At 66.2% G+C, this 23,220-nt stretch carries 20 protein-coding genes; 14 read left to right on the top strand and 6 right to left on the bottom strand.

Translation table 11 applies throughout. From position 1 onward, the window contains the following. Positions 1-19 precede the first annotated feature (19 nt). The 3 genes from eutA to ShzoTeo12_RS22650 form a co-directional block, all read right to left on the bottom strand. Positions 20-781, bottom strand: a complete 762-nt coding sequence (gene eutA / locus ShzoTeo12_RS22660) for an ectoine utilization protein EutA (RefSeq protein ID WP_318912557.1) — start codon at positions 779-781, stop codon at positions 20-22. Positions 782-862: 81 nt separating this feature from the next. Continuing rightward, entirely contained in the window at positions 863-2,245 is a 1,383-nt protein-coding gene (locus ShzoTeo12_RS22655; RefSeq protein WP_318912556.1) for a PLP-dependent aminotransferase family protein, read from the bottom strand. 38 nt (positions 2,246-2,283) lie between these two features. After that, complete coding sequence (locus ShzoTeo12_RS22650; protein ID WP_318912555.1) at positions 2,284-3,564, bottom strand: ArgE/DapE family deacylase; 1,281 nt, start codon at positions 3,562-3,564, stop codon at positions 2,284-2,286. Positions 3,565-3,721: 157 nt separating this feature from the next. Here ShzoTeo12_RS22650 and ShzoTeo12_RS22645 point away from each other — a divergent pair, with 157 nt between their 5' ends. After that, positions 3,722-4,231 carry an NUDIX hydrolase gene (locus ShzoTeo12_RS22645; protein ID WP_318912554.1) on the top strand — a complete coding sequence of 170 codons (510 nt, stop codon included), beginning with the start codon at positions 3,722-3,724 and terminating at the stop codon, positions 4,229-4,231. 38 nt (positions 4,232-4,269) lie between these two features. Here ShzoTeo12_RS22645 and ShzoTeo12_RS22640 read toward each other — a convergent pair whose 3' ends face one another. Genes ShzoTeo12_RS22640 through ShzoTeo12_RS22630 form a run of 3 tightly spaced genes read right to left on the bottom strand, consistent with a single transcriptional unit; the run spans position 4,270 to position 7,801 of the window. Then, a complete protein-coding gene (locus ShzoTeo12_RS22640) occupies positions 4,270-4,854 on the bottom strand; it encodes a protein-tyrosine-phosphatase (RefSeq protein WP_318912553.1) in 585 nt (194 codons plus the stop codon). Positions 4,855-4,910: 56 nt separating this feature from the next. Then, on the bottom strand, positions 4,911-7,043 hold the full coding sequence (locus ShzoTeo12_RS22635) for an ATP-binding protein (RefSeq protein WP_318912552.1): 2,133 nt from the start codon (positions 7,041-7,043) through the stop codon (positions 4,911-4,913). Then, entirely contained in the window at positions 7,040-7,801 is a 762-nt protein-coding gene (locus ShzoTeo12_RS22630; protein ID WP_413251203.1) for a response regulator, read from the bottom strand. The genes ShzoTeo12_RS22635 and ShzoTeo12_RS22630 overlap by 4 nt, the downstream gene beginning before the upstream one ends. A 227-nt stretch (positions 7,802-8,028) precedes the next feature. Between ShzoTeo12_RS22630 and ShzoTeo12_RS22625 the strand changes: the two genes are divergently transcribed. From ShzoTeo12_RS22625 to ShzoTeo12_RS22565, 13 genes are all read left to right on the top strand, one after another. Beyond that, positions 8,029-9,021 carry an ABC transporter substrate-binding protein gene (locus ShzoTeo12_RS22625; protein ID WP_413251202.1) on the top strand — a complete coding sequence of 331 codons (993 nt, stop codon included), beginning with the start codon at positions 8,029-8,031 and terminating at the stop codon, positions 9,019-9,021. Positions 9,022-9,140: 119 nt separating this feature from the next. Next, positions 9,141-10,169 carry an ABC transporter substrate-binding protein gene (locus ShzoTeo12_RS22620; RefSeq protein ID WP_119255722.1) on the top strand — a complete coding sequence of 343 codons (1,029 nt, stop codon included), beginning with the start codon at positions 9,141-9,143 and terminating at the stop codon, positions 10,167-10,169. 69 nt (positions 10,170-10,238) lie between these two features. Further along, on the top strand, positions 10,239-12,473 hold the full coding sequence (locus ShzoTeo12_RS22615) for an iron ABC transporter permease (protein WP_318912549.1): 2,235 nt from the start codon (positions 10,239-10,241) through the stop codon (positions 12,471-12,473). Continuing rightward, a complete protein-coding gene (locus ShzoTeo12_RS22610; RefSeq protein WP_318912548.1) occupies positions 12,470-13,531 on the top strand; it encodes an ABC transporter ATP-binding protein in 1,062 nt (353 codons plus the stop codon). The genes ShzoTeo12_RS22615 and ShzoTeo12_RS22610 overlap by 4 nt, the downstream gene beginning before the upstream one ends. 22 nt (positions 13,532-13,553) lie before the next feature. Next, the gene (locus ShzoTeo12_RS22605; protein WP_318912547.1) at positions 13,554-14,354 is read left to right on the top strand and encodes an inositol monophosphatase family protein; all 801 of its coding nucleotides are present in this window, start codon (positions 13,554-13,556) and stop codon (positions 14,352-14,354) included. 30 nt (positions 14,355-14,384) lie between these two features. Then, positions 14,385-16,037, top strand: a complete 1,653-nt coding sequence (locus ShzoTeo12_RS22600) for a metallophosphoesterase (RefSeq protein ID WP_318912546.1) — start codon at positions 14,385-14,387, stop codon at positions 16,035-16,037. 197 nt (positions 16,038-16,234) lie between these two features. Then, complete coding sequence (locus tag ShzoTeo12_RS22595) at positions 16,235-16,849, top strand: TerC family protein (protein WP_318912545.1); 615 nt, start codon at positions 16,235-16,237, stop codon at positions 16,847-16,849. A gap of 223 nt (positions 16,850-17,072) precedes the next feature. Beyond that, positions 17,073-18,722, top strand: coding sequence for an ABC transporter substrate-binding protein (locus tag ShzoTeo12_RS22590; RefSeq protein ID WP_318912544.1), 1,650 nt, complete (start codon positions 17,073-17,075; stop codon positions 18,720-18,722). A gap of 24 nt (positions 18,723-18,746) precedes the next feature. Continuing rightward, positions 18,747-19,808 carry an ABC transporter permease gene (locus ShzoTeo12_RS22585; protein WP_413251201.1) on the top strand — a complete coding sequence of 354 codons (1,062 nt, stop codon included), beginning with the start codon at positions 18,747-18,749 and terminating at the stop codon, positions 19,806-19,808. Next, entirely contained in the window at positions 19,805-20,722 is a 918-nt protein-coding gene (gene nikC, locus ShzoTeo12_RS22580) for a nickel transporter permease (protein ID WP_318912542.1), read from the top strand. The genes ShzoTeo12_RS22585 and nikC overlap by 4 nt, the downstream gene beginning before the upstream one ends. Beyond that, the gene (locus ShzoTeo12_RS22575; RefSeq protein ID WP_318912541.1) at positions 20,719-21,552 is read left to right on the top strand and encodes an ABC transporter ATP-binding protein; all 834 of its coding nucleotides are present in this window, start codon (positions 20,719-20,721) and stop codon (positions 21,550-21,552) included. The genes nikC and ShzoTeo12_RS22575 overlap by 4 nt, the downstream gene beginning before the upstream one ends. Then, positions 21,549-22,298, top strand: coding sequence for an ABC transporter ATP-binding protein (locus ShzoTeo12_RS22570; protein WP_318912540.1), 750 nt, complete (start codon positions 21,549-21,551; stop codon positions 22,296-22,298). The genes ShzoTeo12_RS22575 and ShzoTeo12_RS22570 overlap by 4 nt, the downstream gene beginning before the upstream one ends. Before the next feature lie 107 nt (positions 22,299-22,405). Then, on the top strand, positions 22,406-23,053 hold the full coding sequence (locus ShzoTeo12_RS22565) for a TetR/AcrR family transcriptional regulator (RefSeq protein WP_318912539.1): 648 nt from the start codon (positions 22,406-22,408) through the stop codon (positions 23,051-23,053). Positions 23,054-23,220: the final 167 nt, after the last annotated feature.

Here is a 23,220-nt window from a genome sequence, read left to right as displayed (position 1 = left end):
GCATCCTGTCGGGTGGCGGTTATCGGGTATCGGCAAGTGTGAGCAGGCGGCAGGCCGCGTCCGGGTCGGGCGCTATCCCGCATTGGCGGAGGCTGGCCCAGGCGGCGGCAAGGTTGCTGGTGACGACCGGCAGGCCGGTTCGCCGCTCGATCTCGGGGGCGCATTGCGCGGCACGGAGGGCCGTGCAGGCGAGGAACAGCGCCTCGGCGCCGGGCGTGATCGTCTCGACGGCCAGCCGCACGATCTCCTCGAGCGGCAGGCGCGCCATCTCCCGGTCGTCCTCCATGCCGAGGCAGACGAGGCGGTCGACGTCAAAGCCCTTTGCGGCGAAGAATGCCTGCATCGGCTCCGCCGTCCGCCGGACATAAGGCGTCAGGATATCGATGCGCCGTGCGCGCAGGGCGCAAAGCGCCCGGACGGCCGCGCCTGCGGGCGTGATGACCGGCGTTCCCGGCCTGCCCGCTTCGAGGGCCGCGGCCACCGCATCCTCGCCGATGACGACCGAGGCGGAAGTGCAGCCGTAGACGATGGCGTCGAGCGCCTCGCCCGGCAGGATGAGCCCGGCGGCGGCGGCAAGGTGCGGATGCATCGCGCGCAGGTTTTCCGGCGTGGTCGGGTTGGCGTAGTGGACGCGGGCCACATGGACGGCGACGGCATCGCTCGCGACGAGACGCCGGAAATCCGCCTCGACGGTGTGGTCGGTCGCAAGTGCGATCAGGCCGATGCGCCTGGGTGCAGGGCGATCGTCCAGTGCCGGCCGTGGCTGAATTTCCTCGATCATGCGCGCTCCGCAGCTCTCGACCCGTATTGAGCCGCGCAGAAAGAACCGCGTCAATCTTCGAAAAAGACACGTGTCAATTTATCAGATCGATAGCACACTCCGGTCGGGCGCCGCGCGCAGGAGCGAGGCGAGGATATCGAGGCCCGCGCGCAACTCCTCCGCTTCCGTCGCACCGACCGAAAGCCGGACGGCGCCGGCGGGAAGGCCGGAGAGGCAGAAGGGTGTGCTCGGGGCGACGGCGACGCCGCGCGCCCGCGCCTGGGAGACGAAGGCGAGCTCGTCATGATCGGGCGGAAGGGGCAGCCAGACATGCAGGCCTTCGGGATGCGCGCGGCAGGATGCCTTGCCGAGGGATTCCGCCACGATGCGATGGCGGGCGCGCAGCGTCTCGCGCTGCCAGCCGACCAGGGCGTCCATGGTGCCGTCACCAAGCCATAGCGTGGCGATCTCGGCCATGATGGGCGTCGCCATCCAGTTCGCCATCAGCTGCCGGTTGGCGATCGTCGCGGCGAAATGGTCGGGCGCGGCCACATAGCCGATCCTCAGGCCCGGCACGGCGACCTTGGTGAATCCGGTGATGTAGATCGTGCGTTCCGGCGCAAGGGCCGCGAGCGGCTGCGGTCGGTCGGACAGAAGCGGGCCGAAGACATCGGTCTCGATGATCGTTATGTCATGTTTGCGCGCGACCTCGGCTATCGCCCGCCGCCGGTCTTCGGGCATCAGGATCGCGGTGGGATTGGCAAGGTTCGGCTGGAGCGTCACCACCCGCACCTCCTCGCGAAAGCAGGCTTCTTCCAACGCTTCCGGCAGCATTCCATCCGCGTCGGCGGCGATTGCCCGCACCCTGATGCCGAGATAGTCGGCGAGGGGGCGGATGACGTGGTAGCAGATCTCTTCGGCCGCGAGGATCGCGCCCGGGCCGGCCGCCGACATGAGCGCGACGGTGAAGGCGGAAGATGCGCCGTTCGTCAGCAGCACGTTCTGCGGCGCTGCCTCCACGCCGAGGCCGGAAAGCCAGGAGACGACCGCCTCGTTGTGCCGGGCGAAGATGGTGTTGGGCCGGAAGGACAGCACGGCGGCCGGCGGGATCGTGTCGCCGAGCCGGTGCAGCGCTGCCTTCATCCGGTCGAGCTGCATGGCGGTGCAGACGGGGGTCACGATGGAGAGGTCGATGACATTCGCCAGCCGCTCGGCGATATAGGGCGACTGCAGCGCCGGGCCGCCCGGCTTCACATAGGTGCCGCGCCCCACCTCGCCGGACACGAGGCCCCGGCGGGCCAGGATGTCATAGGCCTTGCTGACCGTCTGGATGGACACCTTCAGGTCATAGGCAAGGTCGCGATGGGCCGGAAGCTTGCCGCCCGCCGCAAGCCGGCCGCTCTTGATCGCGGCCGTGAACTGGTCGGCGAGGGAAATGTAGACGGGGCGCCGCAGGAGGGCGGGATCGGGTTGCCATTTTGTCATGCATTTTTCTGGCGCAAATGCATGACAATTTCAATGGCTCAGCTTTCCGCTATGCCGCACCAGTCCGCCGCGAAGAGGGCGAGCGTCTTGGTGACGCGCTTCAGCGAGGAAAGGCTGACGCGCTCGTCGATGCCGTGGATGTTTTCGGCCACCGGGCCATAGACGAGCGCGGGGATGTTGCCGTGCACGGAGAAGACGGCGGCGTCGAGATAGCAGGCCATGACATAGGAGGGTAGCTCGCCTCCCTCATGCGTCAGGGCGTGGGCGGCGCGAAGGCTGGCTTCGGCCGGCGTTCCCTCCGCAAGCTCGTAGCCGGCATGCATCACGCCGACCCAGGTGAGGTCGACCAGACGCTCGCCGGTAAAGGCCGGATCTTCCGTCTGGATGCGCGCGAGGAAGGCTTCGAATTCCGCGGCGCGCGCCTGCGGATCTTCGCCTGGATAGAAGCCGATGCGGCCCTCCGCGACGCAATCGCTGGGAATGGAGGCGATCCAGTCGCCGCCGCTGATCGTGCCGATGGTCAATGCGACGGGGTTGGCGAGCTCGCTGAACCAGCGCCTGTCCTGCCGCTCGTCGATCCATTTGCGCTCCAGCGCCCGGAGGTGACCGATCAGGCGGATCATGAGATCGATGGCGCTCTGGCCGGATTCCGGCTCGCGGGGATGGGCGGGGCGGCCCTTGGTTTCCAGCCGGAACTTGATGACGCCGGCATTGGCGCGCACGAGCTGTTCGTCCGTCGGTTCGGGGCTGATGACGGCGTCGGCGACGAAGCCGCGTTCGAAGAGCGTCGCGGCGCCATTGCCGGTGATCTCCTCCTCCACGACGGACTGGACCTGGACATCGCCCCGCAGGGTAAGGCCGGCCGCCGCGATGGCGTCGAGCGCGAAGATGGAGGCGACGAGGCCGGCCTTCATGTCGCCGGCGCCGCGCCCGTAAAGCCAGTCGCCTTTGCGGACCGGCTGGAAGGGGGCGGAGGCCCAGCGGTGGCTGCTTCCCGCCGGAACGATGTCGACATGGGAATTGAAGGCGAGCGAGCGGCCGCCCGCGCCGCCTGCCGGCTTCAGGCCGACGACGTTCCAGCTTTCCGCATAGTCGACGGTGGCCGGCGAGAAGGCCGGGTGCTGCCCGATCTTCGAGGCATCGGTGCGCAGGCGCTCCACCGCAAAGCCGCGCTGCCGCAACGCCGCCTGAATGAAATCCTGCGCCTCGGCCTCCTCGTTGCGCAGCGAACGGAAGGCGACCAGCTTTTCCAGAAACTGGACCTCACTCTCAAAAGACTGGTCTACGGCATTGAGAATACGGGCATTTGCAGATGTCATGGCGGGCCGGGTCCGAAGTTGAGTGCGGGTACGGAGCAGCGTAACCGCTGCTCCGCCCATTTCAAGCCGGATCGGCCGGAAGCCCGACTTCCGCTTTGACACGGGCGGCGAACTCTATCATTCAGAGGCGGATTGAAAGCGTCGGCGATAGAGACCCGTGAAGACAGGCAAGAAGGAAAAGAAAACGAGGGAGCGCAAGCCGAAGACGCTCCTGCAAAAGCTCGCGGCTTCGCCCGAGAAGCTGTTCTCGGGTGCCTTCCGCCAGCAATATGCCGCCCTTTGCTTTCGCCCCGCGCCGACAGGCGAGGGGATCGAGATCCTTGTCGTGACGTCGCGTGACAGCGGGCGCTGGATCATCCCCAAGGGCTGGCCGATGAAGGGCAGGAAGCCTTATGAAGCGGCGGCCATCGAGGCGCTGCAGGAGGCCGGCGTCAAGGGAACCGTCCGCAAGAAGCCGGTCGGCAGCTACACCTACCTGAAGCTGCTCGACGACGGCGATGTCGCGCCCTGCATCGTCGACGTCTTCCAGATCGAGGTCACGAGCGTCGCGGAAAAGTTCAAGGAAAAGGGCGAGCGCATCCTCGCCTGGGTCAGCCCGGACGAAGCCGCCCGGCGCGTCCGCGAGATCGAGCTCAAGTCCATGCTGGTCGAATTCGTCCCCCGTTGAAGCTCCGGCGGCTTTAATGCCGCCGGAATTCCGGTCCCTCAGTCGAGGACGGCCATTTGCAGTTCGGCGTGGCGGCCGAGGGTCTTCATCCACTCGCCATATTGCGGCTGGTTGCGGATCTGCCGGCCGTAATGGCGGCCGAGCGCGGCCGTCAGCTCGCCCTTGCGGCCGAGTTGCTCGTCGGCAAAGCCGATCATCTGCGAGTTCGGCCAGGCCTGCGGCCGGATCGTGACGAGGCGGATGAAGAGGCTCTCGGCCGTCTCATCCGGGTTGGCCTGCGCCATCAGGGTCAGCATGGCGGCAGTCGAGCGGGAAACGCCCATATGGCAATGCACGAGCAGGTGGCTCGACGCCTGCGCGTTCTGCTGGGCCTGGAAGTCCGAGCCGAATTTCAGGATGGCCTCGACATGGTCGGGACGCGGCATCACCCGGTCCGGCGCGGCGACGATGATGTCGTGGAAGCGCAGCGTCGTGCGGTGGTGCTGGCCATAGGTCGCGAAGGTCTCGATCTCGGGAAGCTCCGGGTCCAGCAGGGACAGGACATGGGTCACCTTGCGCTCGCGCTGCGCCGGCAGCTCCTCGATGCCGCAAATCGTCAGTTCCGGGGTAAAGATCACATCCATGGTCTGTCCTTTCAGTCTTCGATGCAAATGATTGATGTCATTTTCCGTGCCCTACGCTACGGAAATGGCGGTGTTGTGATGGGTCTTTCCCCGGCGCGGGCCGGGAACCACAGTTCGACGGTCGTGCCCTTGCCGGGGGTGGAATGAATGCGCGCGTCGCCGCCGCTCTGCCGCACGAAGCCGTAGACCACGGCAAGGCCGAGGCCGGCGCCGCCCTGTTCGTTGCGGGTGGTGAAATAGGGCTCGAACGCCTTGTCCGCCGCCTCCGGCGACATGCCGACACCCTCGTCGCTCACCGCCACGACGACGCCCGTCTCGTTGCGGAAGGAACGCACGAGGATCGTTCCGCCTTCGGGCATCGCGGCGGCGGCGTTGAGGCAGAGATTGAGCACGGATTGCTCGAAGAGGGCCGGATCGAGCAGCACGGCCGGAAGGCCCTCCGCGATGTCGAAGGCGAGGCGGCATTTCTCGCCGATGGCGATCTCCAGCACGTCCGCCATGCCGCGCAGCAGCGCGCCGATCTCCACCGCGCCCGGATGGATCGGCTGCTGGCTGCCGATGGAAAGCATGCTGCCGGCGAGCGAACGCCCACGGTCGGCGGCCTTGCGGATGCGGGAGAGATGCCGCTTCTGCCGGTCGTTGAAGCCGGTCTCGCGCTCCAGCAGGCCGAGGCTTCCCGTGATGATGCCGATCATGTTGCCGACCTCGTGGCTCACCTGATGGGTCATGCGCATGATGCCGTCGAGGCGATGCGCCTTGGCCGCCTCCGCCTCCTGCCGGTCCATGTCCGTGACGTCGCGGGCAAGGAGCACGATGCCGCCGTCCGGCTGGCGGGAGAGCGAGACCTCCGTGACGCGCCCGGCCTTCGAGCGGTGGCGCAGGACGGCGCGGTCCTCCAGCGCACCCCGGTCTTCGTCCGCAGGCAGAAGGGCGGGCTCTATCTCGGGAATGGGCTCCACGAATTTCCGCGCCGGCAGCTTTCGCGCCGAACCGGACCAGCCGACGAGCTCGATGACGCGCCGGTTCATGGTGATCGGCCGGCCGCGTGGATCGAACAGCGCGATCCCTTCATTCATGTTGCGGAAGGTCGAGCGGATGGTCCGGGCGGCCGCCTCGGCGGTGCGCCGGAGACGCGAGACGCGCTCGACGCTCTCGCGGAAGGCGCGGAAGGCTTCCAGGAGCCGCACCAGCTCCGTTTCCGATCCCTCGTAGCTCGGCGTCTCGACATCCTTTCGGCCTTCCGCAAGCGCGTTCATGCCGCTCGAAAGCGAGACGATGCCACGCGAGACGCGCATCACCGAGCGGATGGAAAGAACCGCCATGGCAAGCACCAGGAGCGCGGCGAAGGCGACGATGACGAGCAGCCGGCTCAGCACGTCGGAGGTGGTGAGCAGGTCGTCGTTCAGTCCACGGGCGACGGCCTCGCTCTGCGTTTCCGTGGCATGCGACAGGTCGCGCGAGACGACATGCAGCCGCGCGACGGCCGCGCGGATCGAGAACATTTCGAGCAGGTACTGGGTCTGTGCCTCAAAGACCCGTTCGTAGGGGGCGAGCTCGGCGGCGGAAACGCGGACATCCGGCGCCGCGCGCTCGAGGCGCGGCGTGGTTTCCGCCACATAGCGGCGGCGCAGTTCGCCGAGCTGGAAGAGGCTGTCGGAATTGGAGGCCGACTGCACGATGCCGTTCAGCCGGCGGCGGAAATCCGCATCGGCGATGCCGCGCCCGGTCGCGATCTCGCCGAGCGCCGCAGCGGCTTCCGCCTTGTGCTGCTGGGCGGAATCGGCATCGGCGGCAAGCGTCGTCGTCTGGTTGCGGATGGTCTCCAGCAGTTCGACGATCCGGGCGCTGGCAAAGCCCTTGACCGCCTTCTCGCCGCTTTCCGGCTGCATGGCGCGCAGCAACACATCGACCTGCCCGACCACCGAGCGGCTTTCGCTGGAGACGCGGTAGGGCGACGTCGCGTTCATCAGGAACGGGGCGCTCGACACGAGGTCCGAGACCTGGCGGGAAACGAGGGAGGCCTTGGCGAGGCTGGAAAAGGCCTGGAGCCCGTAGGCAGCCATCTCTTCCCGCGCCCGCTGCAGGCCGTAGACGGCGATGGTCGCGAGGCTGAAGACCAGCACGCAGATGAAGACGATCGCAAACGGCAGACGGAAGGCGATCGACGAAAGGAAGGGGCGGCTGATCACGGGGCGGGCTCGCCGTCGTCCGTGTCGAGAACGTATCCCTTGCCGCGCCGCGTCTTGATATGGCGCGGCAGGTCCGGGTTGCGCTCGATCTTGCGCCGCAGCCGAAGCACGAGGACATCGACGTTGCGGTCGATATAGCGGTCGCTCTCCGCGCCGAGCCTGTCGAGGATATGCGCGCGGCTGACCGGCATGTTCGGTGTCTCGGCGAGGATTTCGAGGAGGGTGAATTCCGCGCTGGTCAGCGATTTGCCCGGATCGGAGAGGCAGACGGCGCGGCGATTCTTCAAGTCCACCGACCAGTCGCCGAGCTTGAGCGAAGCGGGCTCCGGCTCGCGCTCGCCGTCGCGCTCCGGCTTCAGCGACGGTATCGTCCGGCGCAGCACCGCCTTGATGCGGGCGGTGAGCTCGATCGGTTCGAAGGGCTTGACGACATAGTCGTCCGCCGCCGTTTCCAGCCCCAGCACGCGATCCGCTGCGCTGCCGGCGGCCGTCACCATGACGATGCCGATATTGGTCTGCGCGCGCAGGCGCTGGGCGAAGGTGCGCCCGGAGGTGCCGGGAAGGTTATGGTCGACGAGCACGAGATGCACGGTCTCATGCGCGAGCACGGCCGCGGCCGCTTCGGCCGACGGGGCGATAAGCGGCGTCCAGCCTTCCGCCTCCACGAGGTCGGAAACAAGCTCCGCCATGTCCGGATCGTCCTCGACGATCAGAATTCGAATCCGCTCGATCAGCACTGCACGTCCTCCCGCCCGCATCATAGGCGGCGCTTGTCGAATGTTCAAAGCAGCTCGTGTTATGCGGATTTATCACATTTGTAATCTTTGTAATTTTTGCCATGCGGCGGCCGCCCCGGGCTGTAAGAACGGTAACCATTCTTCGATTGCGGCAGGCGGGGAATGTGACATCCTGACTGCGGAGATTGGGACGGCGACGTTCCAAATGGGAGGAAATCGTGAAAGGCATCACCGCTTTCGGCGCGGGCATGGCCCTGTGGCTATGCAGCGTCACGACCGGCATGACAGCCCCGGCGCTCACCGTTCTGTGCGGCGTCGACGAGGACTGGTGCGCGGCGATGAAGAAGGCGTACGAGGCGAAGTCCGGCCTCGAAATCTCGATGACCCGCAAGAGCACCGGCGACATTCTCAACCAGATCCGCGCCGAGAAGGCCGCCCCGACGGTCGACGTCTGGTGGGGCGGCACGGGCGACACGCATCTCCAGGGCGGGTCGGAAGACCTTCTCGAACCCTATCGCCCGGCGCATGAACGCGACATGCTGCCCTGGGCGCAGAATTTCTTCGCCATGTCGGGCGGGCGCTCGGCGGGCATCTATGCCGGAGCGCTCGGCTTTGCCTACAATGCCGACCTCCTGCGCCAGCTGAAGCTGCCCGCGCCGGCCTGCTGGAAGGACCTTGCCGACATTTCCTATCGCGGGCGCATCGAGAGCGGCAATCCGAACTCCTCCGGCACGGCCTTCACGACGCTCGCGACGCTGGTGCAGCTCTTCGGCGAGGACGAGGCGTTCCGCTTCATGGCGGCGCTCAACCGCAATATCGGGCGCTATACGAGCGCCGGCTCCGCGCCGGTCAAGGCGGCGGCGCGTGGCGAGACGCTGATCGGCATCTCCTTCATGCACGACGCCGTCACCCAGAAGCAGGCGGGCTATCCGCTGGTGATCGTCGCGCCCTGCGAGGGCACCGGCTACGAGATCGGCGCGGTCAGCATCGTCAAGGGCGCGCGGCACCCGGAGGAGGCAAGGCGCTTCGTCGACTTCGCGCTCAGCCCGGAAGGGCAGGGCACCGGCGCGGCATCCGGCCAGAACCAGGTGCCGTCCAATGCGAAATCGACCCTGCCGCTGGCAGCGCCGGATATCTCGATGATCAAGATGGTGGATTACGACTTCGCGACCTTCGGCTCGCCGGAAGAGCGAAGTCGGCTGCTCGAAAGGTTCGACGCGGAGATCGCCGCGACGAACTGAGCGAGCTTTCACGAAAGACTTAAGAAAACCGCGGACGCGCCGCCCTCGCGGGCAGGCCGATGGCCCCCTCGTGCGCCGTTCGCAGCCGAATTCATGACCAGGCAACAGGAGGATGCCCAATGAAAATGAAGACCCTTTCCCTCATGCTCTTCGCCGGAACGGCGCTTGCCGCCCTGCCGGCGAAGGCTGCCGGCGAGCTCAACCTCATCTGCTCGGCCGACGTCGTCATCTGCGAGCAGATGAAGGGCGATTTCGAGAAGGCGCACAGCGACATCAAGGTGAACATGGTTCGCCTGTCCTCCGGCGAGACCTATGCGAAGGTCCGCGCGGAAGCCCGCAACCCGAAGACCGACATCTGGTGGGCCGGCACGGGCGACCCGCACCTGCAGGCCGCTTCCGAAGGCCTGACGCTGGAATACAAGTCGCCCAAGCTCGACGAGCTCAACGACTGGGCCAAGAGCCAGGCGGAAAGCTCGGGCTACCGCACGGTCGGCGTCTATGCCGGCGCGCTCGGCTGGGGCTACAACAACGACATCTTCAAGTCGAAGGGCTTCAAGGAGCCGAAGTGCTGGGCCGACCTCCTGGCGCCCGAACTGAAGGGCGAGATCCAGATCGCCAACCCGAACTCCTCGGGCACGGCCTATACGGCGCTCGCCTCCCTCGTGCAGATCATGGGCGAGGACCAGGCCTTCGACTACCTGAAGAAGCTGAACGAGAACATCTCGCAATACACCAAGTCCGGCTCCGCGCCGGTCAAGGCGGCGGCGCGCGGCGAAACGGCGCTCGGCATCGTCTTCGTGCACGACGCCGTGGCACAGATCGCCGAAGGCTTCCCGGTCACCTCGGTCACGCCCTGCGAAGGCACCGGCTACGAGATCGGCTCCATGTCGATCATCAAGGGCGCGCGCAACCTCGACAATGCGAAGATCTGGTACGACTGGGCGCTGACCCCGGAAGTCCAGTCGCGCATGAAGGATGCCAAGTCCTTCCAGCTTCCCTCCAACAAGAATGCGGAGATTCCGAAGGAAGCGCCGAAGTTCGAGGACATCAAGCTGATCAACTACGACTTCAAGACTTACGGCGACCCGGCAAAGCGCAAGGAACTGCTGGAACGTTGGGACCGCGAAGTCGGCGCTGCCGCCAACTGATGTCCTGAGTGGCGGCGCCCGTCTCCTCCGGGCGCCGCCTTCCCATAATCAAAGACAGCGAGGTCGGCCATGACGAATGGCAATCGCAGGCTGGACATCGTCCTGATCCTGGGCGCGGTCGCATTGACCCTTCTGCCCTGGTATCGCATCGAGAACGGCTTCTTCGGGTTCGGCTGGCTGGCCGGTTTCCCGCTTTCCACCGAGGCCGCACCCGGTCTCGTCCAGATCGCGGCGCATGGCCGCCTGTGGCTCGCGGCCGTCGTGCTGCTCCTTCTCATCGCCGGTGCAGCGCGCGGCATGGCGGACCCGATGCGCCGCGGCGCCGTGCTGGCCTGGGTGGGGGCGATCGGCGTACTATTCCTCGCGCTCCAGGGGCTGGCCATCGGCTTTTCCGGCTGGACGTGGGCGATCAGCGAAAGCCTGTTCGGCCCGCTTGCCGACGGCCAGCCCTCGATGGGCGCGGGCGCGGTGCTCAGTGCCGTCACCTTCGTCCTGATGTTCTCCTTCGGCCTTGCCGAGCGGGGCGTCATGAAGGGCGATGCCTTCGTCGTCAGCTCGATCTCGCTGCTCGTCTTCCTCGTCGCGGTCTTCGTCTTCTATCCGATCGGCAGCATGTTCATCGGCTCGGTGCAGGATTTCGACGGCTCGTTCAATCCCGACAATTTCATCCGCAACCTGCAGGATCCGAGCATCTGGAGCCTCAATTGCGTCATCGGCGCGGGCCGATGCGGCGTCGCCTGGCGCACGCTCTGGCTCGCCATCATGACGGGCCTCGGCTCCACGCTGCTCGGCCTCGCCTTCGCGCTGGTCGCCACCCGCACGCAGTTTCCCTTCAAGAAGGGCCTGCGCCTTCTGACGATCCTGCCGATCATCACCCCGCCCTTCGTCATCGGCCTTGCGCTGACGCTGCTCTTCGGCCGCGCCGGCGTGGTCACGCAGGGGCTTTCGAGCCTCCTCGGCATCGAGCCCGGCCGCTGGCTCTACGGGCTCACCGGCATCTGGATCGCGCAGGTCCTTTCCTTCACGCCGATCTCCTTCCTCGTCCTGATCGGTGTCGTCGAGGGCGTCAGCCCGTCGATGGAGGAGGCATCGACCACGTTGCGCGCCAACCGCTGGCGCACCTTCTACCGCGTCTCGCTGCCGCTGATGAAGCCGGGCCTCGCCAATGCCTTCCTCATCGGCTTCATCGAGAGCATGGCCGACTTCGGCAACCCGCTGGTGCTCGGCGGCAGCCATGGCGTGCTCTCGACGGAAATCTTCTTTGCCGTCGTCGGCTCGCAGAACGATCCGTCCCGCGCCGCCGTGCTCGCCATGGTGCTGCTCTTCTTCACGCTCTCGGCCTTCCTGGCCCAGCGCGTCTGGCTCTCCGGCAAGAATTTCGCCACCGTCACCGGCAAGGGCGACAGCGGGGCGCATATCGCCCTGCCGAAGGGGCTTTCCATCGCCGTCCATTCGGTGGTCATTCCGTGGGGCCTGTTTACGCTGGTCATCTACGGCATGATCCTCGTCGGCGGTTTCGTGAAGACCTGGGGCCTCGACAATTCGCTGACGCTCGACCACTACATCAAGGCCTTCTCGATCACCTTCGGCAATGGCACAGCCTGGGGCATCGCCTGGACGGGCGTCGCCTGGAACTCGTTCTGGACGACCATGGAGATCGCGCTTCTTTCCGCGCCGCTCACCGCCGCGGTGGGCCTGCTGACGGCCTATATCATCGTGCGCCAGAAGTTCGCCGGGCGGAACGTCTTCGAATTCGCGCTGATGATGAGCTTCGCCATTCCCGGCACGGTCATCGGCGTCAGCTACATCATGGCCTTCAACCTGCCGCCGCTGGAAATGACGGGCTCGGCGCTGATCCTCATCGCCTGCTTCGTCTTCCGCAACATGCCGGTCGGCGTGCGCGGCGGCATCGCGGCGATGAGCCAGCTCGACAAGAGCCTCGACGAGGCCTCGCTGACGCTGCGCGCCGGCAGCTTCCGCACGATCCGCAAGGTCATCCTACCGCTGCTGCGCCCCGCCATCACCGCCGCGCTCGTCTATTCCTTCGTGCGCGCCATCACCTCCATCAGCGCCGTCATCTTCCTCGTCAGCGCCGAATACAACATGGCGACGTCCTACATCGTCGGCCTCGTCGAGAACGGCGAATACGGCGTGGCGATCGCCTATTCCTCCATGCTGATCGTCGTGATGATCGCGGTCATCGCCGTCTTCCAGCTTCTCGTGGGTGAACGGCGACTCAGGCGCGAGAACCGCGTCGCCGGTCTCACCCCGTCCTCGTCCTCCCGTCAGGAGAAAATCGCATGATCAATCCCAAAGCCGGTTCCGTCACCTTCGAGAATGTGAAGAAGACCTTCGGCGCCTTCACCGCGATCCCGGACCTGTCGCTCACCATCGAGCCCGGCACGCTTGTCACGCTCCTCGGCCCCTCCGGCTGCGGCAAGACGACGACGCTCAGGATGCTCGCCGGCCTGGAGCATCCGACCGCCGGGCGCATCCTCATCGGCGGCAAGGACGTCACCATGCTGCCGGCCAACGAGCGCGACGTCTCGATGGTGTTCCAGTCCTATGCGCTTTTCCCGCACATGAGCTCGCTCGACAATGTCGCCTATGGCCTGGAATCCTCCGGCCTCTCGCGCAGGGATGCGCGGGAAAGGGCGGAGGAAGGGCTGGCGCTCGTCGGCCTCGCCGGCATGGGCCACCGCCTGCCGGCCGAGCTTTCCGGCGGCCAGCAGCAGCGCGTTGCCGTCGCCCGCGCTCTGGTGCTGGAGCCGCAGGTGCTGCTCCTAGACGAGCCCCTGTCGAACCTCGACGCGCGCCTGCGTCGTAAGGTGCGCACGGATATCCGCGAACTCCAGCAGCGCCTCGGCTTCACCGCCGTCTATGTCACGCACGATCAGGACGAGGCGCTCGCCGTCTCGGACCGCATCATCGTCATGAAGGACGGCGAGATTGCCCAGTCAGGCGCCCCGCGCGAACTCTACGAGGCGCCCGCCTCGTCCTTCATCGCCGACTTCATGGGCGAGGCAAATGTAATCGCCTGCGAGGTGATCGGCATCGAGAACGACGAGGCGAAGGTCCGCGTCGGCGGGTTCGAGCATCGCGTGCCGGCCGGGCGGGCAAAGCCCGGCGCGGCAAACCTTGCCGTGCGGCCGGGCTCGGTGACGCTCACCGAAGGGCGCGGGGAGGGGCTTTCCGGCCGCATCCTGCACTCGGCCTATCTCGGCGATCATGTCGAATACGAGGTGGAGACCGATGTTGGAACGCTCTTCATCGTCGACCACGCCGTCGACCGCATCCTGCCCGCCGCGGCGGATGCCACGCTGCAGTTCAAGAACCGCGGCATCGCCCTCATCAATACCTGACACCATTGCAAGGAACCAACGCATGACGTCGCAAGAGACGGCCCTCGACAAACGCTTCGCCCTCGCCAAGCTTCTCGCGCAGGAGGGCGGGGCGATGGCGCTGGATTATTTCAACCGGCGCGATTCCCTTGTCATCGAGACCAAGCGCGACCTTCAGGACGTGGTCTCCATCGCCGACCGCAACGTGGAGAAACTGATCCGCGACCGGGTCGAGGTCTTGTTCCCGGAAGACGGCTTCCTCGGCGAGGAGTTCGGCCTGACGGCGGGCACGTCGGGCTATACATGGGTCGTCGATCCCATCGACGGCACGGCGCCTTTCGTCAACGGCATGCCGAACTGGTGCGTCTCGGTCGCCGTGCTGCACGAGGGCGTGCCGGTCGTCGGCGTCATCGGCGCGCCTTGCCATGGCGAGCTCTATGCCGCCGCCGCCGGCAGGGGGGCGAAGCTCAACGGCAAGGTCCTGACGCTCGATCCTTCCCGCACCATCGAGAACGCCCTGACCGGCATCGGCGCCAACAGCCATGTCACGCCGGAAGCCGTGGCGGATATCGTCAGCCGCCTGCTGCAGGCAGGCGGCAACTTCATCCGCAACGGTTCCGGCGCGCTGATGCTGGCCTATGTCGCCGCCGGCCGGCTCGTCGGCTATTACGAGCCCTACATGCATGCCTGGGATTGCCTTGCCGGCTATTGCCTCGTCAAGGAGGCCGGCGGCTGGTATCACCCCTTCCCGACGGAAGGCGAGCGGCTGACGAAGGGGTCTCCCGTCGTCGCTGCCGGGCCGGGCGCGCGCGCCGCACTCGCAAAGCTCGCGCAACTGGACTGAAGGCTGCCCCCGGCCCGGAGAGGAACGATAATGCATCAACGGTTCGCCATCATCGCGGATCCGCATCTGCACAATGTGCGCGGCAACTATCGCGGGGGCCGCATCGCGGCCGACCGCCTGCCCGGCGGGATGGAGCTGCGCACGCTCGTCGACACGGTCCAGTCGACGCGCCTCTTCAACGAAAGCGAGGCGGGCTTTCGCGCGGTGCTAGACGACATCGCCGCGCGCGGCATTCGCCATGTCATCGTCGTCGGCGACTATTCCGACGACGGGCAGGACGAAAGCGTCGCCGCCTCGCTCGCGCTGATGCAGTCCTATGCCGACCGTTTCGGTATGCGGTTCTTCTCCACCGTCGGCAACCATGACGTCTACGGCTATTCCGGCCGAAGCCTCGACCGGAGCTTCCTGCTCGAGGACGGCGCTTCCTTCCTGGTCTCGGGATCGCGGCCGGATAGCGAAGGCGTGCTGTTCAACCCCGCCATGCGCTGCCGCTCCTATGCGGAGAGCCTGCCGCGCGGGCTCGGCTTCTTCCGCGACGGCGCGGCGCTGCACTGGGAAACGCCATTCGGCGTGTCTGACGATCTTGCGGACCGACAATACACCCTGTCCTCGCCGGACGGCCGCCACGAGCGCCGTTTCATCGATGCGTCCTATCTGGTCGAACCGGTGGAGGGCGTCTGGCTGCTTTCCATCGACGGCAATGTCTTCGTGCCGCGCGACGGCGATTTCGACCTTGCAGAGGAGGCCTTCGACGACAGCACGGATGCCGGTTACAACGCGCTGGTGGCGCACCGGCCTTATCTGCTGGACTGGATCGCCGATGTCTCCCGGCGGGCCGAGCGGCTGGGCAAGCGGCTGATCGCCTTTGCCCATTATCCCGCCGTCGACCCGTTCGACGCGACCCTGGAGGACGAGCAGCGGCTGTTCGGGCGAACGATCTTCGTGCGTCGGACACCTTCGAAGGATACCGCCGCGCTGCTCGCGAAAGCGGGCCTGCGGCTGCATTTCAGCGGGCACCTGCATATCGACAACGTTTCGCAGCAGGATGGCATCGTCAATGTCGCCGTGCCTTCCACCGCCGGCTATCCCGGCGGCTACCGCCTGCTGACGCTTCACGACGACGGAGCCGAGCTCGAAGCCATACGCGCGGCGGGCCTTGCTCTCGATCCGGCAATCCTCTCGGCCTATCGCCGGGAGGCGGAACAAAGCGGCCTCGATGTCGGCGACCTGCTGGATGCCGGCGATTTCGGCGCCTTCGCCATCCGGCACCTGCGCGAGATCGTCCACCATCGCTTCTTTGCGAAGGAATGGACGCCGGAAGCCCGGGCCGCCATAAAGCGCATGACGCTGGCGGACATCGCACGCGAAGGAGCGGGCGTTGCACTTTCCCCGGAGCAGGCCGCGCGGTTCGCGGCCATCCCCGCCATGCGGCTGGTCGAGGCGATCTATATCGCCCGCCACAACGCCGCCTGGAGTCTGGAAATGCCGGAGGACGAGCGCGCGACCTTCGACACGCTGCTGGATATCTGCGGCATGCCGGCCGGCGAGGGCCTCGCCGCCAGCCTCCTGCGGATGTTCCGCCGGCACTTCCGGAAGGACGATTTCCGTCGCCTCACTTTCTCACGCGACTGGGAGATCGTGACCGGATCGCCGGAAACCGGCGCCATCAGGATTGCCCGTTAGGCCGGCAGCCAGGAACAACAAGCTGATGGAAGAGGGGAAGCATCGCGCTCGCCCGGCGAAATCCGTGGCTGCGCCCGCGTCGTGGCCTGATCTTCTTTCGCCGGTCTTGCAAAGCGCAAATCCGAAAGGGTACTGATCGATATCGGCGGGCAGGGGGATGGCCTCCACCCAACGTGCAGATCCGAAGGTGGCAAAGCATGGAAATTCTGACGGCGGCCGGCCTCACGGCGCTCTTGCAGGTCATTGCGATCGATCTCGTGCTGGCGGGCGACAATGCGGTGGTCATCGGCCTTGCCGCGGCCGGCCTGGAGCCCACCCAGCGCAAGAAGGCGATTCTCGTCGGCATTCTTGCAGCGACGGTCCTCCGCATCATCTTCGCCACGGTCGCCGTGCACCTGCTGGCGATCATCGGCCTGCTGCTCGCCGGCGGACTGCTCCTGCTGTGGGTCTGCTGGAAGATGTGGCGCGAACTGCGCGGCGGGCACGAGGAGGGCGAGGACGGCGCCACGTCCGAGGGCGCCCCGCGAAAAACCTTCTTCCAGGCCGCGACGCAGATCGTCGTCGCCGACGTCTCCATGTCGCTCGACAACGTCCTTGCCGTCGCCGGCGCGGCGCGCGAGCATCCGGGCGTCCTCGTCGTCGGCCTTGCGCTCTCCATCGCCCTGATGGGCATCGCGGCCAACTTCATCGCCCGCCTGCTCAACAAGCATCGCTGGATCGCCTATATCGGCCTTGCCATCATCCTCTATGTCGCGCTCGACATGATCTATCGCGGCGCGCTCGAAGTGATGCCCTACCTTCCGGCGACCTGACCCTTCCGCCGTGGCCGGCATGGCCGCGGACACGATGTCCGGTTTCTGCGGCCTGCGCGCGGGATGCTTTCGGCCGGCTTTCGGTTGCTGCGCGAAGCGAACCGGGACAGTCGCCGAAGGGGGATTGTTTTCCCCATCAGTATTATGATTGTATTGCGGAAATGGCATCGGCGCATCGATCCCGTGCCGGGGCCTTCAAGCACAATCAAAATGGGGAACCGAAATGAACAGGGAAAAGATCAATTCGCGTATTCGCCCGCTGCTCGCCGGCGCGGCCTTCACGCTGCTGCTGGCCACCGGCGGCATGGCGCCCGCCTTTGCCGAGACGCCGGCCGATACGCTGGTCCAGGCCTGGGCCATCGACGACACGATCACGCTCGATCCGGCCGAATCCTTCGAACTGACGCCGGCCGAGTTCATCGGCAATGCCTATGACATGCTCGTGCGCCTCGACATCGCCGACACGACCAAGGTGAAGGGCGGCGTCGCCGAGAGCTGGACCGTCTCCGACGACGGCCTCACCTATACGTTCAAGCTGAAGCCGGGCATCAAGTTCGCCTCCGGCAATCCGCTCACCGCAGAGGACGTCGCCTGGTCCTTCGAGCGCGTCGTCAAGCTCGACAAGAGCCCCGCCTTCATCCTCACTCAGTTCGGCCTGACCGGCGACAACGTCGCGGAAAAGGCGAAGGCCGTGGACGAGGGCACCTTCGTCTTCACCGTCGACAAGCCCTATGCGCCGAGCTTCGTGCTGAACTGCCTCACCGCGACCGTCGGCGCCGTGCTCGACAAGAAGCTGGTGATGGAGCACGCCGAATCCACCAAGCCGAGCGACGACTACAAGTACGACACCGATTTCGGCTATGCCTGGATGAAGACCAACTATGCCGGCTCCGGTCCCTTCAAGATCCGCGACTGGCGCGCCAACGAGATCGTCGTTCTGGAGCGCAACGACAACTACTATGGCGAAAAGCCCGCGCTCACCCGCGTCATCTACCGCCACGTCAAGGAAAGCGCGACCCAGCGCCTGATGCTGGAAGCCGGCGACGTCGACGTCGCCCGCAACCTGGAGCCGGGCGACCTCGACGCCGTTTCCAAGAATGCGGACCTGACGACGGCCAGTGCCCCCAAGGGCACGGTCTATTACATCAGCCTCAACCAGAAGAACGAGAAGCTGGCGAAGCCCGAAGTGCGCGAGGCCCTCAAGTATCTCGTCGACTACGACGCGATCGGCGCGACGCTCATCAAGGGCATCGGCGAGATCCGCCAGACCTACCAGGCCAAGGGCGTGCTCGGCGCGCTCGATGCGAGCCCCTACAAGCTCGATGTCGCGAAGGCCAAGGAACTGCTCGAGAAGGCCGGCCTGAAGGACGGCTTCTCCGTCACCTTCGACGTGCGCAACACGCAGCCGGTGACGGGCATTGCCGAGTCCTTCCAGCAGACCGCCGGCCAGGCCGGCGTCAAGGTCGAGATCATTCCGGGCGACGGCAAGCAGACGCTGACCAAGTATCGCGCCCGCAATCACGACATGTATATCGGTCAGTGGGGCATGGACTACTGGGATCCGAACTCCAACGCGGAAGCCTTCACCTCGAATCCGGACAATGGCGACGACGCCTCCGTCAAGACGCTCGCCTGGCGCAATGCCTGGGACATTCCGGAGCTGACGGAGCAGAGCAAGGCCGCCCTTCTGGAGCGCGATTCCGACAAGCGCGCCGAGATGTACAAGAAGCTCCAGCAGGAGGCGCTGGACACCAGCCCCTTCGTGATGATCTTCCAGCAGATCGAGGTCGCCGGCGTTCGCGGCAAGGTCAAGGGCTACACGCTCGGCCCGAGCTTCGACTCCAACCCGCTGGCCCCCGTCAGCAAGGAATAGGCCGGAAGGACGATTTCCTTGAGCATGTCTGACACGGTAAAGCCGGCAGGGCGCGCCAAACGGCGCGCCTATGCGAGGCTCAAATCGGTTGCCGGCTTCCTCGTGGTCGTCGCCACGACCTATCTCGGCCTTCTCGCCGTCACCTTCTTCATCGGCCGCGTCGTGCCGATCGATCCGGTGCTGGCGATCGTCGGCGATCGCGCGCCGGCCCGCGTGGTCGAGCGCGTGCGGCAGGAGATGGGGCTGGATCTGCCCTATTATCAGCAGTTCTGGCTCTATATCAAAGGCGTCTTCCAGGGCGACTTCGGCACCTCCGTGCTGACCACCAATCCCGTGATGACGGACATCCGCCGCGTCTTTCCGGCGACGATGGAGCTTGCCTCCGTCGGCACCATCATCGGCGCGGTCATCGGCATTCCGCTCGGCGTGCTGGCCGCCGTCCGGCGCGGCAGCATCTCCGACCAGGTGGTGCGCATCGTCGGCCTCATCGGCTATTCCGTGCCGATCTTCTGGCTCGGGCTTCTCGCGCTCCTCGTCTTCTATGCCCGCCTCGGCTGGGTTTCCGGCCCCGGCCGCATCGACGTCGTGTTCGAATATACGTTCACACCCGTCACCGGCTTCTTCCTGATCGACGCGATCCTCAACCGCGACTGGGCCGCCTTCCGCGACATCGTCTCGCACATCATCCTGCCGGCCTCGCTGCTCGGCTATTTCTCCATGGCCTATATCAGCCGCATGACGCGCTCCTTCATGCTGAACGAGCTGGGGCAGGAATATATCGTCGCGGCGCGCGCGAAGGGCCTGCCGGAAAGCCGCATCATCTGGGGCCATGCGCTGCGCAACGCCGCCGTGCCGCTCGTCACGGTCATCGCGCTCTCCTATGCCGGCCTTCTCGAAGGCTCGGTGCTGACGGAGACCGTCTTCGCCTGGCCGGGCCTCGGCCTCTACATCACCAATTCGCTGCAAAACGCCGACATGAACGCGGTGCTCGGCGGCACCATCGTCATCGGTTCCGTCTTCATCGCCATCAACCTTCTCTCCGACGTGCTCTACCGCATGCTCGACCCCCGAACGAGGACCCGATGAGCGAGGCCACCATGACCCGCCGCGAATGGCTCCTGACCGACCGGCCGCAATCGCGCCTTCAGGCAAGGCTCGGCCGCGCCTATGTCGCCTGGCGGCGCTTCACCGCCAACCGGCTCGCCGTTCTCGGCCTGCTGATCATCCTCGGCCTCGTCTTCCTTGCCGTTTTCGCCCCACTGCTCGCGCCTCATTCGCCTTATATCGGAGACCTCGCCAATGCGCGCCTCCTGACACCCGGGCCGGGCCACTGGCTCGGCACGGATGACCAGGGCCGCGACATCCTCTCGCGCCTCATCTACGGTTCGCGCCTCACCTTGCAGGTCGTGCTGCTGGTGGCGGTCATCGCCGCGCCGCTCGGGCTTCTGGTCGGCACGGTCGCCGGCTATGCGGGCGGCTGGGTGGATGCGGTGCTGATGCGCATCACCGATATCTTCCTCGCCTTCCCGAAGCTCGTCCTGGCGCTCGCCTTCGTCGCGGCGCTCGGGCCCGGCATCGGCAACGCCATCATCGCCATCGCCATCACCTCCTGGCCGCCCTATGCGCGCATCGCGCGCGCCGAGACGCTGACGGTGCGCAATTCGGACTATATCCTCGCCGTGCAGCTCATGGGCGCCTCGCCCTGGCGCATCGTGCTGCGCCATATCATGCCGCTCTGCATCTCCTCGCTCATCGTGCGCGTGACGCTCGACATGGCAGGCATCATCCTTACCGCCGCCGGTCTCGGCTTCCTCGGCCTCGGCGCACAGCCGCCGCTGCCCGAATGGGGCGCGATGATCGCCTCCGGCCGCCGCTTCATCCTCGACCAATGGTGGGTCGCCGCCATGCCGGGCTTCGCCATCCTCGTCGTCAGCCTTGGCTTCAACCTGCTCGGCGACGGCCTGCGCGATGCGCTCGACCCGCGGGGGAGCGGCCAGTGAGCGCGTTGCTGACCGTCGAGGACCTTCGCGTCTCCTTCCCGACGCGCACCGGCGTCGTGGAGGCCGTGCGCGGCGTCTCCTTCGCCCTCGGCCGCGAGCGGCTCGGCATCGTCGGCGAGAGCGGTTCCGGCAAATCACAGACCGGCCGTGCCATCATGGGCCTCACCGCCGAGCATGGTGTCATCGATGCCAAACGCCTCGAATTCAACGGCATCGATCTCCTCAAGGCGTCGAAGGCCGAGCGGCGGGCGCTGCGCGGCAAGCGCATCGCCATGATCCTGCAGGACCCGAAATATTCGCTGAACCCGGTCATGACCATCGGCCGCCAGATCGTCGAGACGTTGCGCGCGCACGAGCCCGTCGGCCGGGTGGAGGCGAAAAAGCGCGCGCTCGACATGCTCGCCGCTGTGCAGATCCGCGATCCCGAGCGCGTCTTCGATCTCTATCCGCACGAGGTCTCCGGCGGCATGGGCCAGCGCGCGATGATCGCCATGATGCTCGTCGCCGGCCCGGAACTGCTGATCGCCGACGAGCCGACCTCGGCGCTCGACGTGACGGTGCAGCTCGACGTGCTTGCCATCCTCAACCGGCTGGTCGCCGAGCGCGGCATGGGGCTGATCTTCATCTCGCATGACCTGCGCCTCGTCTCCTCCTTCTGCGACCGCGTCATCGTCATGTATGCCGGCCGTATCGTCGAGGAGCTGCCCGCCGAGAAGCTTTCCGAGGCGCAGCATCCCTATACGCGCGGCCTTCTCAACTGCATGCCGCAGATCGGCGCCGACCGGCATCCGCTGCCCGTGCTCGACCGCAAACCGGAGTGGCGGACATGACGCCGGCCCTCGCTATAAACGGCCTCGGCGTCGTCTACGATGACTTCACGGCGCTCGACGATGTCAGCCTTTCGGTCGCGCCGGGCGAGTCCTACGGCCTCGTCGGCGAATCCGGCTCCGGCAAGTCGACGCTGCTGCGCGCCGTGGCCGGCCTTGCGCCGGTCTCCCAAGGCACGATCACCGTGGATGGCGCGCCGCTCGGCAACAAGCGCGACAAGGCCTTCTACCGCAAGGTCCAGATGGTCTTCCAGGACCCCTACGGCTCGCTGCATCCGCGCCAGACCGTCGACCGCCTGCTCCTCGAACCGCTCGCCATCCACGGTTTCACCGATACCGAAAGCCGCATCGTGCGGGCACTCGACGAGGTGGGCCTCGGCTCCGGCTTCCGCTTCCGCTATTCGCACCAGCTTTCCGGCGGCCAGCGCCAGCGCGTGGCGATCGCCCGCGCGCTGATCCTCGAACCCTCGATCCTGCTGCTCGACGAGCCGACCTCGGCGCTCGATGCCTCGGTGCAGGCCGAGGTGCTGAACCTTCTGGAACAGCTTCGCGCCGCCCGTAACCTCACCTTCGTCATGGTCAGCCACGACCTTGCCGTCGTCACCCATATGTGCGACCGGCTGATGGTCATGCAGAATGGCCATGCCGTGGAAGAGCTGACCGCCGCCGATCTTGCGGCCCGCAGGGTGACGCAGGACTATACGCGCGGCTTGCTTGCCGCCAGCGAAGGCTTCCAGCGCACCGGCTGAGTCACGGAACGCAAGCGATCCCGCTATTTGCTGTTGACGTCCGCCCGCCTTGCCATCGACCGGGCTTTGCGCAAGATGGCGCCGTGGAACGAAGCAGAGGGGACGAGGTGAGCGCAGGAAAGCCCTCCGGGGCGAAGCAGGCTGCCGGACGCATGACGCGCGAAGCCTGGATCGAGGCTGGCGTCGAGGCACTGGTCGAAGAGAGCATCGGGCACGTCAAGATCCAGGTCCTGGCAAAGAAGCTCGGCGTGTCGCGCTCCAGCTTCTACTGGTTCTTCACAGATCTGCACGCCTTGCAGCGCGAATTACTGGACCATTGGCTGCGCAAGAATACCGGCCCGATCATCGAGCGCGCCCTGCGTCCCGCCGCATCGGCCAATGAAGGCGTCTGCCATATCTTCGAATGCTGGGTCGATCCCGCGCTTTTCGATCCTCCACTGGATGCCGCCGTTCGCGCCTGGGGGCGCATCGACGCCACGGTGCGCGCGGTCGTCGAGCAGGCGGACGATCAGCGGATCGACGCCATAAAGCGGATGTTCCTGCGCTACGACTATCCGGAGGAAGAGGCCTTCACCCGGGCGCGCGTCCTCTATTTCACGCAGGTCGGCCATTTCACGCTCGGCATCGGCGATAGTCGCGACGAGCGCCTCAGCCACCTCCGCTCCTATCTCCTGACCTTCACCGGCCGTCCGGCCACGGAAGGCGAGGTGGAGGATTTCACTGCCGTGATGCGCCGGCTGCTGCCCGACGGCTGATTTCCGTTCACCTCTGTACAGACGATTTCCCCAGCCCTTTGCACTCGCGTGGAAGGAGCGCGGATGTTTTCCGAGCCCCAATGGACATTTATGTACAGAGAGGATAAGAAATTCATCCAACGACAGGCGCGGGCCTGTCGGGAGGGGGATTCATGAGGAAAAATCCG

Origin of the sequence: Shinella zoogloeoides, assembly GCF_033705735.1 — a bacterium.
GTDB classification, from domain to species: Bacteria; Pseudomonadota; Alphaproteobacteria; order Rhizobiales; family Rhizobiaceae; genus Shinella; species Shinella zoogloeoides_A.
Note: the sequence above shows the minus strand (reverse complement) of the source record. Positions and strands in the feature narration are given on the sequence as shown.

Excerpts from the sequence above, each read along its gene's own strand:
- eutA (WP_318912557.1), bottom strand. The coding sequence starts at position 781 with ATGATCGAGGAAATTCAGCCACGGCCGGCACTGGACGATCGCCCTGCA.
- ShzoTeo12_RS22655 (WP_318912556.1), bottom strand. The coding sequence starts at position 2,245 with ATGACAAAATGGCAACCCGATCCCGCCCTCCTGCGGCGCCCCGTCTAC.
- ShzoTeo12_RS22650 (WP_318912555.1), bottom strand. The coding sequence starts at position 3,564 with ATGACATCTGCAAATGCCCGTATTCTCAATGCCGTAGACCAGTCTTTT.
- ShzoTeo12_RS22640 (WP_318912553.1), bottom strand. The coding sequence starts at position 4,854 with ATGGATGTGATCTTTACCCCGGAACTGACGATTTGCGGCATCGAGGAG.
- ShzoTeo12_RS22630 (WP_413251203.1), bottom strand. The coding sequence starts at position 7,801 with ATGCGGGCGGGAGGACGTGCAGTGCTGATCGAGCGGATTCGAATTCTG.
- ShzoTeo12_RS22625 (WP_413251202.1), top strand. The coding sequence starts at position 8,029 with ATGGCCCTGTGGCTATGCAGCGTCACGACCGGCATGACAGCCCCGGCG.
- ShzoTeo12_RS22620 (WP_119255722.1), top strand. The coding sequence starts at position 9,141 with ATGAAAATGAAGACCCTTTCCCTCATGCTCTTCGCCGGAACGGCGCTT.
- ShzoTeo12_RS22615 (WP_318912549.1), top strand. The coding sequence starts at position 10,239 with ATGACGAATGGCAATCGCAGGCTGGACATCGTCCTGATCCTGGGCGCG.
- ShzoTeo12_RS22610 (WP_318912548.1), top strand. The coding sequence starts at position 12,470 with ATGATCAATCCCAAAGCCGGTTCCGTCACCTTCGAGAATGTGAAGAAG.
- ShzoTeo12_RS22605 (WP_318912547.1), top strand. The coding sequence starts at position 13,554 with ATGACGTCGCAAGAGACGGCCCTCGACAAACGCTTCGCCCTCGCCAAG.
- ShzoTeo12_RS22600 (WP_318912546.1), top strand. The coding sequence starts at position 14,385 with ATGCATCAACGGTTCGCCATCATCGCGGATCCGCATCTGCACAATGTG.
- ShzoTeo12_RS22595 (WP_318912545.1), top strand. The coding sequence starts at position 16,235 with ATGGAAATTCTGACGGCGGCCGGCCTCACGGCGCTCTTGCAGGTCATT.
- ShzoTeo12_RS22590 (WP_318912544.1), top strand. The coding sequence starts at position 17,073 with ATGAACAGGGAAAAGATCAATTCGCGTATTCGCCCGCTGCTCGCCGGC.
- ShzoTeo12_RS22585 (WP_413251201.1), top strand. The coding sequence starts at position 18,747 with ATGTCTGACACGGTAAAGCCGGCAGGGCGCGCCAAACGGCGCGCCTAT.
- nikC (WP_318912542.1), top strand. The coding sequence starts at position 19,805 with ATGAGCGAGGCCACCATGACCCGCCGCGAATGGCTCCTGACCGACCGG.
- ShzoTeo12_RS22570 (WP_318912540.1), top strand. The coding sequence starts at position 21,549 with ATGACGCCGGCCCTCGCTATAAACGGCCTCGGCGTCGTCTACGATGAC.